The organism is Kordia jejudonensis (assembly GCF_001005315.1).
In the GTDB taxonomy this organism is placed as follows: domain Bacteria; phylum Bacteroidota; class Bacteroidia; order Flavobacteriales; family Flavobacteriaceae; genus Kordia; species Kordia jejudonensis.
The window spans coordinates 14,020-28,082 of record NZ_LBMG01000065.1 but is presented as its reverse complement, the minus strand read 5'-3'; the positions used below and the strand labels follow the sequence as shown (position 1 = coordinate 28,082).

General features: G+C 34.6%; 14 protein-coding genes. 10 read left to right on the top strand and 4 right to left on the bottom strand.

Annotated features, from left to right (window positions below; genetic code table 11):
* Positions 1 to 40: 40 nt before the first annotated feature.
* Complete coding sequence (locus tag AA089_RS21190; protein WP_046759017.1) at positions 41 to 1,585, bottom strand: hypothetical protein; 1,545 nt, start codon at positions 1,583 to 1,585, stop codon at positions 41 to 43.
* Between the two features lie 158 nt (positions 1,586 to 1,743).
* On the opposite strand from AA089_RS21190, the gene AA089_RS21185 reads away from it, so the two are divergent.
* The 4 genes from AA089_RS21185 to leuB are packed head-to-tail and all read left to right on the top strand — an operon-like array spanning position 1,744 to position 6,027.
* Positions 1,744 to 2,916, top strand: coding sequence for a 2-isopropylmalate synthase (locus AA089_RS21185; RefSeq protein WP_082113416.1), 1,173 nt, complete (start codon positions 1,744 to 1,746; stop codon positions 2,914 to 2,916).
* 3 nt (positions 2,917 to 2,919) lie between these two features.
* Positions 2,920 to 4,311: a 3-isopropylmalate dehydratase large subunit gene (gene leuC / locus AA089_RS21180; RefSeq protein WP_046759016.1), complete on the top strand. Its 1,392-nt coding sequence runs from the start codon at positions 2,920 to 2,922 to the stop codon at positions 4,309 to 4,311.
* Between the two features lie 10 nt (positions 4,312 to 4,321).
* Positions 4,322 to 4,909 carry a 3-isopropylmalate dehydratase small subunit gene (gene leuD, locus AA089_RS21175; protein WP_046759015.1) on the top strand — a complete coding sequence of 196 codons (588 nt, stop codon included), beginning with the start codon at positions 4,322 to 4,324 and terminating at the stop codon, positions 4,907 to 4,909.
* 2 nt (positions 4,910 to 4,911) lie between these two features.
* Complete coding sequence (gene leuB, locus AA089_RS21170) at positions 4,912 to 6,027, top strand: 3-isopropylmalate dehydrogenase (protein WP_046759014.1); 1,116 nt, start codon at positions 4,912 to 4,914, stop codon at positions 6,025 to 6,027.
* A 60-nt stretch (positions 6,028 to 6,087) separates the two neighbouring features.
* Here leuB and AA089_RS21165 read toward each other — a convergent pair whose 3' ends face one another.
* On the bottom strand, positions 6,088 to 6,420 hold the full coding sequence (locus AA089_RS21165) for a DUF3140 domain-containing protein (RefSeq protein WP_046759013.1): 333 nt from the start codon (positions 6,418 to 6,420) through the stop codon (positions 6,088 to 6,090).
* Between the two features lie 233 nt (positions 6,421 to 6,653).
* Between AA089_RS21165 and serA the strand changes: the two genes are divergently transcribed.
* The 6 genes from serA to AA089_RS21135 all read left to right on the top strand — a co-directional run bounded on the left by serA (position 6,654) and on the right by AA089_RS21135 (position 12,749).
* Positions 6,654 to 8,546 carry a phosphoglycerate dehydrogenase gene (gene serA / locus AA089_RS21160; RefSeq protein WP_046759012.1) on the top strand — a complete coding sequence of 631 codons (1,893 nt, stop codon included), beginning with the start codon at positions 6,654 to 6,656 and terminating at the stop codon, positions 8,544 to 8,546.
* Between the two features lie 544 nt (positions 8,547 to 9,090).
* Positions 9,091 to 9,747: a PAQR family membrane homeostasis protein TrhA gene (gene trhA, locus AA089_RS21155; RefSeq protein ID WP_046759011.1), complete on the top strand. Its 657-nt coding sequence runs from the start codon at positions 9,091 to 9,093 to the stop codon at positions 9,745 to 9,747.
* 7 nt (positions 9,748 to 9,754) lie between these two features.
* Positions 9,755 to 10,501, top strand: coding sequence for a tetratricopeptide repeat protein (locus AA089_RS21150; RefSeq protein ID WP_046759010.1), 747 nt, complete (start codon positions 9,755 to 9,757; stop codon positions 10,499 to 10,501).
* Between the two features lie 185 nt (positions 10,502 to 10,686).
* Positions 10,687 to 11,265 carry a hypothetical protein gene (locus tag AA089_RS21145; RefSeq protein WP_046759009.1) on the top strand — a complete coding sequence of 193 codons (579 nt, stop codon included), beginning with the start codon at positions 10,687 to 10,689 and terminating at the stop codon, positions 11,263 to 11,265.
* Between the two features lie 66 nt (positions 11,266 to 11,331).
* Positions 11,332 to 12,276 (top strand): hypothetical protein, encoded by a 945-nt coding sequence (locus AA089_RS21140; RefSeq protein ID WP_046759008.1) that lies wholly within the window; start codon positions 11,332 to 11,334, stop codon positions 12,274 to 12,276.
* 44 nt (positions 12,277 to 12,320) lie between these two features.
* The gene (locus tag AA089_RS21135; protein ID WP_046759007.1) at positions 12,321 to 12,749 is read left to right on the top strand and encodes a VOC family protein; all 429 of its coding nucleotides are present in this window, start codon (positions 12,321 to 12,323) and stop codon (positions 12,747 to 12,749) included.
* 7 nt (positions 12,750 to 12,756) lie between these two features.
* On the opposite strand, the gene AA089_RS21130 is transcribed toward AA089_RS21135, so the two are convergent.
* Positions 12,757 to 13,446: a peptidoglycan DD-metalloendopeptidase family protein gene (locus AA089_RS21130; protein ID WP_046759006.1), complete on the bottom strand. Its 690-nt coding sequence runs from the start codon at positions 13,444 to 13,446 to the stop codon at positions 12,757 to 12,759.
* Between the two features lie 36 nt (positions 13,447 to 13,482).
* The gene (locus tag AA089_RS21125) at positions 13,483 to 14,025 is read right to left on the bottom strand and encodes a hypothetical protein (protein WP_046759005.1); all 543 of its coding nucleotides are present in this window, start codon (positions 14,023 to 14,025) and stop codon (positions 13,483 to 13,485) included.
* Between the last annotated feature and the right edge of the window lie 38 nt (positions 14,026 to 14,063).

Sequence of the window (14,063 nt, the reverse complement as noted above, 5' to 3'; positions counted from 1 at the left end):
CCAAAAAGCGAAGCGACCAAAAAGCGAAGCGGCCAAAAAACTACCGAATCAATTGTTTCGCTTTCGCTTGAATAATCTCAGCAACAGGTTTATTTTCAATATTACTTTCCAACCACGATAAAATATCTAAATACAAAAAGGCTCTGCGTTCATACGGATCGTCCTCAAAAAGCTTCAACTTCGCGTGTAATTCTTTAAACGCATTCTTAATTTGATGCGGATAAATATCGCCCAAGCCTTTTAAAAACTTAATCATTTCCTTTTGGACTTCATGCAAATCGTCCATCTTCAACAAATACTTATACGTACTTTTCAATTGGGTTTCTAAATGATAATCCAAACCTAATTCATAATGCGCGACCAAATTCAAAATTCGTGAAAAACACAGCAAATCTTCTCGCACTTTCAACGATTTATCATTGATAATCTTCTGTAAATATTCAATGCATTTCTTATTATCGCCCGTTCCAAAATACAAGGAAGCAATCTTATAATAAAAAATCATTACGTGATGCTGATCTATTCGATTCTCAAAAGCCGCAATTTTTTCATTTACTTCAGCGACCAAATACAAACCTTCGCTAAACGTTCCCGTCAAAAAATGATAGTTGAGTTTATTCATATACACATACAAAAAACTCAATACGCTTGTATTATCGTTCTGCGGAATGACATCATTTTTAATATCATATTCCAGTTGAAGCAACACTTCTTTAAACTTTACTTCGTGTTTAATGTAAAACAACGATTCAAGCAAATAATGATTTCCTTTCAAATAAAACACAGGATTAATTTCAATCATCTTCGGATACGCCTTAAACAAATCGACCCATTTATTGGCATACTTATAACACGCTAAAAAATCTTGTGTCAAAAAACTATACCACAAATGCGCTTTGTACAACCATAAACGTTCTCGAAATCCAAGTTCATTTAAATCTAACGCAGGCAAACGACTGTGAAAAAATTCCGTGACTTCCTCATGATCCTTTTCATTCTTTACATAACCAACTTTTAATAAAATTCCATACAACTGCAATGACAAATTAGAAAGTTTACTCGTCAGTGTATTTTGAACACTTAACGATGCGGCTTGCGTTGTCAACTCTTCTGCACGCGTAGAAATACTTCGGGTAATATATTGCGTTTCAATAATTTTTTCCAGCTCCACAATTTCATATGCAATATTCTTTTCTTCGTGTTCTAAAGCGAGAATTTTAGCTTTATCGAGTAATTTTAAACTTTGTGAATACAATCCTTTATTATACAAAATTGTCGCATAATCAAGCTGTTCACGAATCGTAATTCGAATATTATGTTGTGCAGGATTCAAGCGAAGACTTCGTAAAATCTGCTTGTATAAATTTGCTTTTAAGTTCGATAATTGCTGTTTGGTAACAATTTTCTTCTTCAAAATGGCCTGTTCATCATACACATTGCTTTTATCTAAAAATGTAAACAATGCTAAAAATTTTGCGTTTGTATTTCCTTCAAATCGTCCAACATAGAGTTTAAATTGCCGCTTCTCAGATTTCGATAGCGATTTAATCAAAACAAATAATGATTCCTTTTGTTGGTTTGGCATTGTAAAAATTTATTTTTTAAAATACTGAAAAACAATATCTTAAATTACTTTTTTAGGGTTTTACTAGTGTAAAATTGAACAACTGATCGCACACTTTAGAAAACACAAAGTATACATTCGTATGGATAAAAAGAAATAAACGCTAAAAATTTTAGTACATGAGTTCAGATCGAGTCTATATTTTTGATACCACATTGAGAGATGGCGAACAAGTTCCTGGTTGTAAACTAAACACCGAAGAAAAGCTGATGATTGCTGCTCAATTAGACATTTTAGGTGTCGATGTGATTGAAGCAGGATTTCCCGTATCAAGTCCAGGAGATTTCCAATCCGTGCAAGAAATTGCAAAACTAGTAAAAAATGCTACCGTTTGCGGACTCACTAGAGCCGTAAAAAATGATATAAAAGTTGCCGCAGAAGCACTAACCTACGCAAAACGACCACGAATCCACACCGGAATCGGAACGTCTGAATCACACATGAAATACAAATTTAAAGCAACGCCCGAGCAAATTATTGAACGCGCCGTTGCTGCTGTACGTTATGCCAAAACATTTGTGGAAGATGTAGAATTCTACGCTGAAGATGCTGGAAGAAGTGACAATGAATTCTTAGCGAGAGTTTGTGAAGCAGTCATCAAAGCTGGCGCAACGGTACTAAACATTCCAGATACAACAGGATATTGTTTGCCAGACGAATATGGCGCAAAAATAAAATACCTTAAAGAAAACGTAACAGGAATCAACAATGCGATACTTTCCTGTCATTGTCATAATGATTTAGGTCTGGCAACAGCCAATTCCATCGCAGGAGTTTTAAATGGTGCACGACAAGTAGAATGTACTATTAACGGTATAGGCGAACGCGCAGGAAATACTTCGCTAGAAGAAGTTACCATGATTTTAAAACAACATCCCGATTTATCACTCAACACCAATATAAATTCTAGAATGCTAACGCAAATGAGCCAATTGGTTTCTGATACGATGGGAATGCCTGTACAACCCAACAAAGCAATCGTAGGAACAAATGCCTTTGCGCACAGTTCGGGAATTCATCAAGATGGTGTCATAAAAAACAGAGAAACCTACGAAATCATGAATCCGAAAGATGTTGGCGCTGCTACTTCTGCCATTGTATTAACTGCCCGAAGCGGTAGAGCTGCCTTAGCATACAGAGCTAAAAATGTAGGCTACGATTTAACCAAAAGAGAATTAGATACGGTATATGCTGACTTTTTACATTTTGCTGACAAGCACAAAGAAGTTACAGATACTGATATTCATCACATTATAAAAACAAGTACGGTTTCTAAAAGAATGTACGCATAAGTTATGGCAAAAACATTATTCGATAAAGTTTGGGACACACACGTCGTAGACAGCATTCCCAACGGACCACAAATATTATACATAGACAAACATTTAATTCATGAAGTAACGAGTCCGCAAGCGTTTAATGAATTGAAAAACCGAAACATTCCTATATTTCGACCAAAGCAAATTGTGGCAACTGCTGATCATAACACACCAACAGAAAATCAACATTTGCCAGTAAAAGACGAGTTATCGCGCAATCAACTACAACAACTACAACAAAACTGCGATGCTCATGGAATTGAATTATATGCGCTAGGTCATCAATATAACGGAATTGTACACGTAATGGCACCAGAATTGGGCATCACACAACCAGGTATGACGTTGGTTTGTGGAGACAGTCACACGTCCACACATGGCGCTTTTGGTGCTATTGCTTTCGGAATTGGAACCAGTCAAGTAGCGCAAGTTTTTGCAAGTCAATCACTATTGCTCAAAAAGCCAAAAAAGATGCGCATTACGGTTAATGGTAATTTACATGAAAATGTATTGCCAAAAGATGTCATACTGTATATCATATCAAAACTTGGAACCGATAGCGGCACAGAACATTTCATAGAATTTGCAGGCGATGTGTTCGAAAACATGTCTATGGAAGGGCGTATGACAGTTTGTAACATGAGTATCGAAATGGGCGCGCGTGGCGGCATGATTGCTCCTGACGAAACTACATTTGCATACGTAAAAGGAAAAAAGTTTGCGCCAAAAGGTGCTGATTTTGATACAAAAGTTGCGTATTGGAAAACTTTGAAAACGGACGCTTCCGCGAGATTCGACACAGAATACACTTTTGATGCTTCCGACATTATGCCGATGATCACTTTTGGAACAAATCCAGGCATGGGAATGAAACTCACTGAAAATATTCCGAATGCAAATGATAGTAATCTTGAAAAATCTCTCAACTACATGAATCTTGAAAAAGGAGCTTCATTGGTAGGACAAAAAGTAAACTATGTCTTTATTGGAAGTTGTACCAACTCACGAATTGAAGATTTCAGAGTTGCCGCAAACTATGTAAAAGGAAAACAAAAAGCACCAAATATCAACGCTTGGTTGGTACCGGGATCGCAATTGGTGGTAAAACAAATACAAGAAGAAGGCTTAGACAAAATATTTCAAGAAGCAGGTTTCAAACTGCGTCAACCTGGTTGTTCGGCATGTTTAGCAATGAATGATGATAAAATTCCTGCTGGAGAATATTGCGTTTCTACTTCAAACCGAAACTTTGAAGGACGACAAGGACAAGGCGCACGCACGCTTTTGGCAAGTCCGTTAGTAGCTGCTGCAACGGCAATTGCTGGTAAAATTGTAGACGTAACCGTTCCTGTTTTAGAAGAAGTATAAAAAATTAGCTATGAGTTCATTTAACACATTTACATCAACAGCGTATCCATTACCTGTTGAAAATATAGATACCGATCAAATAATTCCTGCACGTTTTTTAAAAGCGACAAATCGTGCTGGTTTTGGCGAAAATTTATTCAGAGATTGGCGTTTTCAAAAAGATGGAAGTCCCAATCCTGACTTTGTATTGAATCAAGAAAAATACTCAGGTTCAATACTTGTTGCAGGACACAATTTTGGTTGTGGTTCTAGTAGAGAACATGCCGCTTGGGCATTAAAAGACTTTAGATTCAATGTAATTGTTTCCAGCTTTTTTGCAGACATTTTCAAAGGAAACGCACTCAACAATCATGTATTACCCATTCAGGTAACGCCGTCATTTTTAGAAACACTATTACAAACCATACAAAACGATCCTTCAACACAATTAGAAGTCAATTTGGAAGCACAAACACTTGCTATTGGAAACGATTTTAAAACTTCTTTTGAGATTGATCCTTACAAAAAAATGTGTCTTTTAAAAGGCTATGATGATATTGACTTTTTAGTCAACAATCTCAACAAAATTGAAGCATTTGAACAACAACATATTTATTAATTATGAACCTACACATTGCAGTACTTTCGGGCGATGGAATTGGACCTGAAGTCACACATCAATCGATAAAAATATTAACGGCAATTGCCGAAAAGTATCAACACAACTTCACGTTTGAAGAAGCGTTGGTTGGCGCGATTGCTATTGACAAAACAGGAGCACCTTTACCTGAACAAACATTAAATTTATGTTTAGATGCAGACGCTATTTTGTTTGGCGCAATTGGCGATCCGAAATATGACAACAATCCTTCTGCAAAAGTACGTCCAGAACAAGGTTTGCTTGCCTTACGAAAATCATTAGGCTTGTATGCAAACATTCGTCCTGTAAAAGCGTATGATTCACTTTTAAGCAAATCTCCTTTAAAGGAAGAAATTATAAAAAATACCGATGTAATGATTTATCGCGAGTTGACTGGCGGTATTTATTTTGGTAAAAAAACACTCAGTGAAGACGGAAATGAAGCTTCCGATTTGTGTTCGTATTCAAAAGAAGAAATTGAGCGTGTAGCACATTTGGCGTTCAAATCGGCACAAAGCAGACGTAAAAAATTAACACTAATTGACAAAGCAAATGTATTGGAAACATCGCGTTTGTGGCGAAGAATAGTAACCGAAATGGCGCCGCAATATCCTGATGTTGTATTAGATTTCTTATTTGTAGACAATGCTGCCATGCAAATGGTACTCAATCCAAGTCAATTTGATGTTGTTTTGACAGAAAATATGTTTGGCGATATCATTTCGGACGAAGCAAGTGTCATTGGCGGCTCCATTGGTTTATTGGCGTCAGCATCAATAGGAAATAAATATGCTTTATTTGAACCTATTCACGGATCGTATCCGCAAGCTACAGGAAAAGGCATTGCCAATCCGATTGCTTCTATCCTATCTGCCGCTATGTTGCTAGATCATTTTGGATTAGTGGAAGAAGCAGAAACTGTACGAGACGCCGTAGAACGTGCCATTGATTTAGAAATTTGCACACCTGATTTAAATGCACGTGGTGGTTATTCTACAGAAAACGTCGGAACTTTTATCGAAGAATTTATTGAAAATGTGGATACATTACACATAAATTCTGGAAATATCAGCGTTGGTCAATCTACCATAATTTAGTGATTTAGCGTACTTAGTATTCCCTTTCAACTTTGCCACGAAAGGGAATATTTTTTAGGATTATTTCAACGGATCGTGTCCCCAATTTTTTAACGAATATCGCCAATTAGAATCTTCAATAGCTCCATCGGGCTTTTGTGCCGTGTGACGCGCGATATACGAATTTACCTTTTTCATATGTTCGTAATTGGATGCTGTTAAATCGGCTTTGTTAGTTCGTTTAATTTTTATGATTTTACGACCACTTTTGTGCCCAATCGATTCACCATCGCCACTATCTTGTCCTACAGATTTTGATTTGTCAGTTTCTAACCAATCTTCAATTTCGGCAGGTTGCATATTTACATTATCATAAAAATCATCGTAAATTTCTTGTTTCTCTTCTTTTGTCATTTTGCTTTTTTTTAATTACATCATTACACAAATCAAGTAGATTTGTTAGCAATATACATATTCAACTTGGTTGTTTTTATCTGTAAACAATTACAGATTGACGCAAAAGCTTTCATTTTGAAACTTTGAGGTACGCTTATCAACAAAACTATTAGAATTGTTAATGGAAACATGTAAAAGACGTGGTTTTTATAGAATCATTTTAATATTTTTACCACTTATTTATTAACGACATGGAAACTGCTCAGAAAAATTATATTTTCGATTTCGATAGTACACTTACAAGTGTGGAAGCCTTAGACGTTTTGGCAGAAATCACTTTGGCAAATAATCCAAAGAAAGACAAAATTATTGAGGAAATTCAAGAAATTACCAACTTAGGAATTGACGGAGAAATTTCCTTTACTGAATCTTTAGAGAAACGTATCAAATTGTTACATGCGCATAAATCTGACTTGGATGAACTTATCAAACGTTTAAGACAACAAGTTTCGACATCAATTGAAAATAATAAAGATTTTTTTGAAAATTTTTCAGATGATATTTATGTCATTTCCTGTGGTTTCAAGGAATTTATTGATCCGATCGTAAAAGCGTACAATATTCCTGAAAACCGTGTGTATGCCAATACTTTTGAATATGATGAAGATGGAGCTATTGTTGGGTTTGATACCGAAAATATTTTATCGCAACACAATGGAAAAATTCAATGTTTGAAAGATTTAGATTTAGACGGAGAAATTCAGGTTATTGGCGATGGTTACAGTGATTACGTGATGCGTGAAGCTGGTGTAGCCGATAAATTTTTTGCCTTTACGGAGAATGTAGCACGTGATAAAGCCGTAAAAAAAGCAGATCATGTAACGCCAAATTTAGATGAGTTTTTGTTTGTAAACGATTTGCCAAGAAACATATCATACCCAAAAAATAGAATTAAAATATTATTACTCGAAAACATTCACTCAGACGCTTTTGATCGTTTGGCAGATGATGGTTTTAGTGTCGAAATATTGTCGCATAGTTTGTCTGAGGACGATTTGATCGAGAAAATAAAAGACATTCACGTATTGGGAATTCGTTCCAAAACGCAAGTAACGCCGAAAGTTATTAAAGCCGCTAAAAAATTATTAGCTGTTGGTGCTTTTTGTATTGGAACCAAGCAAATTGACTTAGAAACGTGTAAAGAAAACGGAATTGTTGTCTTTAATGCTCCGTATAGCAACACGCGTTCGGTGGTGGAATTGGCCATTGGAGAAATTATAATGTTGATGCGAAGCGTATTTCCTAGAAGTACCGAATTGCACAACGGTCAGTGGAATAAAACGGCAAAAGGTTCGCGCGAAGTTCGTGGAAAAAAGCTTGGAATTGTCGGCTATGGAAATATCGGGAAGCAATTATCTGTATTAGCTGAAGCCATGGGAATGAACGTGTTTTATTACGATATTGAAGATCGTTTGGCGCTAGGAAATGCACAACGATGTAATTCGCTAGAAGAATTATTAGCGCTTTCAGATGTGGTTTCATTACATGTAGATGACAATGCTGCAAATAAGGATTTCTTCGGAAAGAAACAATTTGACCAAATGAAAGATGGCGCTATTTTAGTCAACTTATCAAGAGGTTTTGTGGTAAATATTGAAGCATTGAAAGAAGCAATGGAATCTAACAAAATTGCGGGTGCAGCAGTGGATGTATATCCTGTAGAACCAAGAGCCAATGGTGCTTTTGAAACGCCATTGAAAGGATTAGACAATATGATTTTAACACCACATGTTGGTGGAAGTACCGAAGAAGCACAACGTGATATTGCAGATTTTGTTCCGAATAAAATTATGGCATATGTAAATTCTGGAAATACGGTTGATGCGGTAAATTTCCCAAATATTCGTTTGCCACGACAAACCAATGCACATCGTTTTTTACATATTCACAAAAATGTGCCTGGAATTATGGCAAAAGTGAATAAAGTATTAGCGAAATACGAATTGAACGTTACAGGACAATATTTATCAACGGATAGCAAAGTAGGATATGTAATTGTTGATGTTGATAAAGAATATAATAAGAAAGTAACCTCAGCGCTGAAAAATATAGAAAATACGATTAAGTTTCGTGTACTATATTAAACAGCAAAATAAAATTGGCGTACACATGTGTTGACGCGATTACCGTACAACATTGAAATAAAAAAAGCTATCTTGTTACAAGATAGCTTTTGTTTTGGTTTTACAGACAATTAACCTCCTGGAGTATCATCAGCCCAAGGATCATAACCACCAATAATTTGCGATACTTCTTCTTTGCCCAATTCTTTCGTAAAAATTGTGCTTAAAATACTGTTTTGTTCTTCCATAATGTTCATTTTTAATTGATTGAATCTATAAATTAATCAATTAAAGCATCGCAAGCAAAAAAATTACGCCCAATAAGTAAATTATAAGAAATGTTTAACACATTGAAAATCTGACAACTTTTCTGTATCACATGACTCTATGCGTAAAAACTTGTCATAAAGTTTAAGTAACGTATCTTTGTTTCAAATTGTCATTTATCACTTTTAATAATTAAATATCATTTCGAAATATTGAAAATTTATAGCAATCAGTCGGTCCAATTTTTCAGATTACTGCATTATTTCTCTTTTTGGAATTATCACTTAAAATAAACCTTTTGGAACTAGAAAAAAAAACTGTGTATTATTCTCCCACAGAAGAAAAACTCAACATCCTTTCTCATGGCTTAGGCGTGGTTTTAGGAATTGTTGCCTTGTTTCTTTTGGTATTGCGTGCAGTAGGAAAAGGCGAAGCAATTGACATAGTAAGTGTTGTAATTTATGGGCTGAGTATCATTATTTTATATTTGGCTTCTACATTATACCACAAAGCGACCAATCCTAGAATGCGAAATAAATTACGGATTTTTGATCATGCGGCTATTTATGTGCTCATTGCAGGAACGTACACACCTTTTGCATTGATTACTTTAGAAGGCACCACTGGCTGGATTATTTTTGGAACCGTTTGGACTTTTGCCGTTATCGGAATTGCGCTCAAACTTTTCTTTACAGGACAGTTTGATAAACTTTCCACCGCCATGTATGTACTTATGGGTTGGATTATTATTTTTGCCATAAAACCACTAATAGCAAACTTAGCAAGTGATGGATTATTTTGGCTGTTTGCGGGCGGTTTGGCATATACAGTTGGTGCAGTATTATATAGTATTCGAAAACTTCCGTTTAATCATGCTATTTTTCATGTTTGTGTTTTATTGGGAAGTATTTTTCACTTTATTGCGGTTTATTGGTATGTATTGCCGCAGTCTTAAAAATAAGATGATTTCAACTGAAAACGTATATATCTTTTCTCCTATGAATTATCTAACACGCTGTTTTATCCTTTTATTTCTCTTGTTGAATTCCTGTGGTTTTACCAATGTGGAAACATATTATAATGAAGCGCTTGTATATGAAGAAAGAGGCGATTATAAAAAAGCAATTGAACTTCTCAGTAAAGCCTTAGCCAAACAACCTGATTATATCGATGGATTGGTTTTTAGAGCCTTTTGTAAATCCAAGCTTACCAAATTTGAAGAAGCTATTAATGATTTAGAAAAAGCACTCGAATTGGAACCTGAAAATACAATGACACTTTTTAATATTGCAGAAAACTATAAAGTTCTAGAGAATTATGCTAAAGCAGTGGAATACTACACCAAAGCATTGGCGTCAAAATATGTGAAAATATGCAGTGCTTCAACGCAAGAAAAATTATTAGAAATCGTTAATCCTTTTGAGGATTCCGACGAAACTGGTTATGAGATAGAAAACTGTGAATTGTATTTTCAACGTGGTTTTTGTTATTATTATATGGAAGCATATGAACTAGCAATTCCTGATTTTGAAAAATCTATTGAAGGAAACTTTGAAAATTTGAATGCATATATGTTTTTAGGAGAGTTATATGTAAAGTTGAACAAAACTGAAAAAGCATGTGACTGTTTTTCGCTCGCTAAAAAATTTGGGAATCATTATGCACAGGAAAAAATAGATTCCTATTGCCTACCAACAAAAGATTCCTAAAATACTTGTTTTACACATTACATTTTAAAAATATAGGCTGTACAATGGATCAATCTAGCTGAAGTGTTTTTTGAGAAGTTTTTGACTAAATGTATTTTTAGTAGCGTTCTGAAACTTTTGGTAAAAAATCACCTTCTTAGCTTTGATTTTTTTTAACGCTTTAATTTTTCCTATCTTCCTCATCTATGAAACCTAGCAAAACATATCTCAAAGGGAAATCGGTTTTTATCGTTTCACTTATCGTAATTATTGTAACGGCAATTACAGTATATTTTTTTGGAAGTAACTACAATCGGAGTATCACAGCTAATTTTTATATTTCACTAGGAATTATAGCTGTTGTGCTATTTCTATTTTTAACTTATGGACTGTATAAAGGCATTGAGATTGAGGATAATTTTCCAAAACTAAAAGGCTTTGAATTGAAGAAAAAACTGAGTAATAACTTTACTGCAACGGATATTCTAAGTTTGGAAATGGACGAAGGTATTGGCGGCATGATCATGTCTGTTATTTTATGGATTGTCGTTTCTATTGTATTTATTTTTCTATTGATTGTTTTAGAAACGGTACTTTGGTTTTCGGCAGCACTAATTTTATCGATGTTGTATTGGGTGTTTTTTAGAGCTGTGCGCTTGGTATTTGCTAAAGGAGCGGAAACTGAACGTCATTTACAACGATCTATCATGTACGCATTTGGTTATACATTGTTGTACATTGGTTGGATGTACGGAATTGTATATTTGACAACTCTTTTCCACTAAAAATTTTTATTTTAGCACATTCTTATTAAAGAAAAGAATCATCCGTACAATTTTCAAAACCCAACAATGGCCTTATTAAATACGAAAAGAAAGCTACTTATTATAGGCGTCATTGTTTTCGTAACTGTAGGTTTGGAAGTGTATTTGAGAATGTATTACGGATTTTGCAATACGGTCTTATTTCAAGTAGATCCTGAATTTGAATACATAGCACAACCAAATCAACAGCGTTATCGATTTCGAAATAATATCGTTTACAATTCAAAATCAATGCGAAGTGAGGAAATTGATTCAACAGCCGAAATCATTTTAGGCTTTGGCGATTCTATCTTGAATGGCGGTGTTTTAACAGATCAAGATTCATTGGCAACTACAATAATATCAAATTCTTTATCAAACCTATATCAGAAAAAAATACAGTTTTTAAATATTTCATCGGGAAGTTGGGGACCTGATAATGCACATGCTTATCTTGAAAAATATGGCAACTTTAATAGCAAATCTATTTTTCTGTTTGTAAGTTCACACGATGCGTATGACAATATGGAATTTGAGGAAAATGTTGACAAATATGCACAGCTTCCGAGTAAACAATATTCCATAGCTATATATGAATTGTTCGACAGATATTTGCTTCCAAGAATTTCACAAAAATTAAATCCTTCCACATCCCAAAATAATGGTTCTGGAATAGATAAGAGAAACCGAACGAATAGTTTTAATCCAGGATTTCAGTCCTTTTTAGATTATGCAAATGCACACAATATGTCATTTACAATATACTTGCACGCTGACTACAGTGAATTGATAGCATGCGAATATAATGAACAAGGACAAAAAATTATTGCCTTTGCAAAAGCACATTCCATTCCTTTAGTTTTAGATTTGAAATACGATCCTGAAATACCAGATCTGCGTGATGGCATACATTTAACCAATCAAGGGCAGCGAAAAATGGCAAAGACGATAATTAACTATATTACTGAGCAGAGAACAACGAACGGAGAGTAGAGAGTAGAGAGTAGAGAGTAGAGAAAAATAAATAATTAAATAGTATGCAACCACGGATTACAATCATCGGATTAGGCGTTCAGGATTTGAAAAAATCCACTGCTTTTTACCAAGAAAAATTTGGCTGGAAACTGACCAGCGCGAGCAATGAAAATATTTCATTTTTTCAATTAAATGGACTCCTGCTTTCGTTGTATCCAAAAGATAAACTTGCCGAAGATGCTACAGTTGATCCAATGGGTTCAGGTTTTAAAGGATTTACACTTGCTTACAATACAAGAACTAAAGAAGAAGTTGATGAAATTTTTGCCGATTTAGCTCAAAAAGGAGTAAAAATCGTAAAACAACCCGAAGAAGTTTTTTGGGGCGGTTATAGTGGTTATGTTGCCGATCTGGATGAAAATCTTTGGGAAATTGCGTTCAATCCGTTTTTGGAATTGGATGAAGCAGGAAATGTAACTAATGAAGCATAAAGCTATTTTACAACTGCAACAACAAATTTGGATCAGGACAATTTTCTTTGTAAAATTTTAAATCTTTTTGAGAAGACACGCCAGGATAATCGCCTTGGTACTCTTGCATATCTCTTATGACTTGAAAATGTAAATGTGGCGGATAATCTCCGTTGACACGTGCGTCGCCTAAGGTTGCTATTTGATCGCCTTTTTTGAACTGTTGTCCAACTTGTATATCGTTAAGTGAAGTCAAGCTTAAATGTCCATACAAGGTATAAAATGTAACATTCTCAATAGTATGTTTCAAGATGATTGTTGGACCGTAATCGCCAAAATTGGTATTGTTTTGAAAACTATGAACTTCTCCGTCTAACGGTGTATAAATTGGCGTTTCGGCAGCAATCCACAGATCTAAACCTAAATGAATATTGCGTTCGGTTTCTGGGTTTTGATCGTTAAAATAATCGCTTCTATTATAAATTCCGCGTGTTTCTATGTATCCGCCATAGGCAATTTTTGCTTGATTCATTGCAATATGACGATCAATATAATTGCCTAATTTCTCTGAAGAAGATACATCAACGGTTTTTAAGTTTTCATTGGTTACCGACAAATCCAGCGCTACATAGTCGGACTTTTTAATGTTAGCGTCTAACACGGATAATGATTGTTTTCCTAAATCAACCAAAAATTGTTCAAATGAAATCGTAGTCATGAATTGTTTTTTGAAAAAATACAGAATTATAGATTTTTATGTGACAGTCACTTTTGTATATTTTTGTAATTGTGGGATGAGCTTTTCTTTTAACAGTAGTTCATGTCCATCTGATGTAATGATAACCTGAAACGTATGTTTTTTACCTTGATGCTGAAATACTATAAAATTGTTTGCCCGTATAATTTTTTTATAGCCATATATTGAGCGAGTGCCTTTAAAATCGAAAATCTCGAATTTGATATAACTGATTTCTGAAAGTGGAAACGTTTCTGTGTAATCAAAAATGATTTTGTTTTCATCAAAAAAAAGAACACCACTTACATTGAGATCATTTTTAGCGTCATCTATCAAAGAAGCAAATATTCCAATCAAAATGCTGAGTATACAAGCAGCCAAAAATAATTTTACAACTTTATATTTAAGTATCGTAAGTTTGTAAAATTTATGAAATAGAGCACCAAAAACCAGTAAAAGTCCAAGTCCTATAAGACCGAAAAGCATGAGTTTTTCTGAATTTGAAATATCAAATAATACTCTTTTTTTTGGGGTCACTACATCAAAAGCGATTCTTTCCATATTTTCTTAAACAAACTTTATACCTTATACGTATAAAG

Excerpts from the sequence above, each read along its gene's own strand:
- AA089_RS21190 (WP_046759017.1), bottom strand. The coding sequence starts at position 1,585 with ATGCCAAACCAACAAAAGGAATCATTATTTGTTTTGATTAAATCGCTA.
- AA089_RS21185 (WP_082113416.1), top strand. The coding sequence starts at position 1,744 with ATGAGTTCAGATCGAGTCTATATTTTTGATACCACATTGAGAGATGGC.
- leuC (WP_046759016.1), top strand. The coding sequence starts at position 2,920 with ATGGCAAAAACATTATTCGATAAAGTTTGGGACACACACGTCGTAGAC.
- leuD (WP_046759015.1), top strand. The coding sequence starts at position 4,322 with ATGAGTTCATTTAACACATTTACATCAACAGCGTATCCATTACCTGTT.
- leuB (WP_046759014.1), top strand. The coding sequence starts at position 4,912 with ATGAACCTACACATTGCAGTACTTTCGGGCGATGGAATTGGACCTGAA.
- AA089_RS21165 (WP_046759013.1), bottom strand. The coding sequence starts at position 6,420 with ATGACAAAAGAAGAGAAACAAGAAATTTACGATGATTTTTATGATAAT.
- serA (WP_046759012.1), top strand. The coding sequence starts at position 6,654 with ATGGAAACTGCTCAGAAAAATTATATTTTCGATTTCGATAGTACACTT.
- AA089_RS21150 (WP_046759010.1), top strand. The coding sequence starts at position 9,755 with ATGATTTCAACTGAAAACGTATATATCTTTTCTCCTATGAATTATCTA.
- AA089_RS21145 (WP_046759009.1), top strand. The coding sequence starts at position 10,687 with ATGAAACCTAGCAAAACATATCTCAAAGGGAAATCGGTTTTTATCGTT.
- AA089_RS21140 (WP_046759008.1), top strand. The coding sequence starts at position 11,332 with ATGGCCTTATTAAATACGAAAAGAAAGCTACTTATTATAGGCGTCATT.
- AA089_RS21135 (WP_046759007.1), top strand. The coding sequence starts at position 12,321 with ATGCAACCACGGATTACAATCATCGGATTAGGCGTTCAGGATTTGAAA.
- AA089_RS21130 (WP_046759006.1), bottom strand. The coding sequence starts at position 13,446 with ATGACTACGATTTCATTTGAACAATTTTTGGTTGATTTAGGAAAACAA.
- AA089_RS21125 (WP_046759005.1), bottom strand. The coding sequence starts at position 14,025 with ATGGAAAGAATCGCTTTTGATGTAGTGACCCCAAAAAAAAGAGTATTA.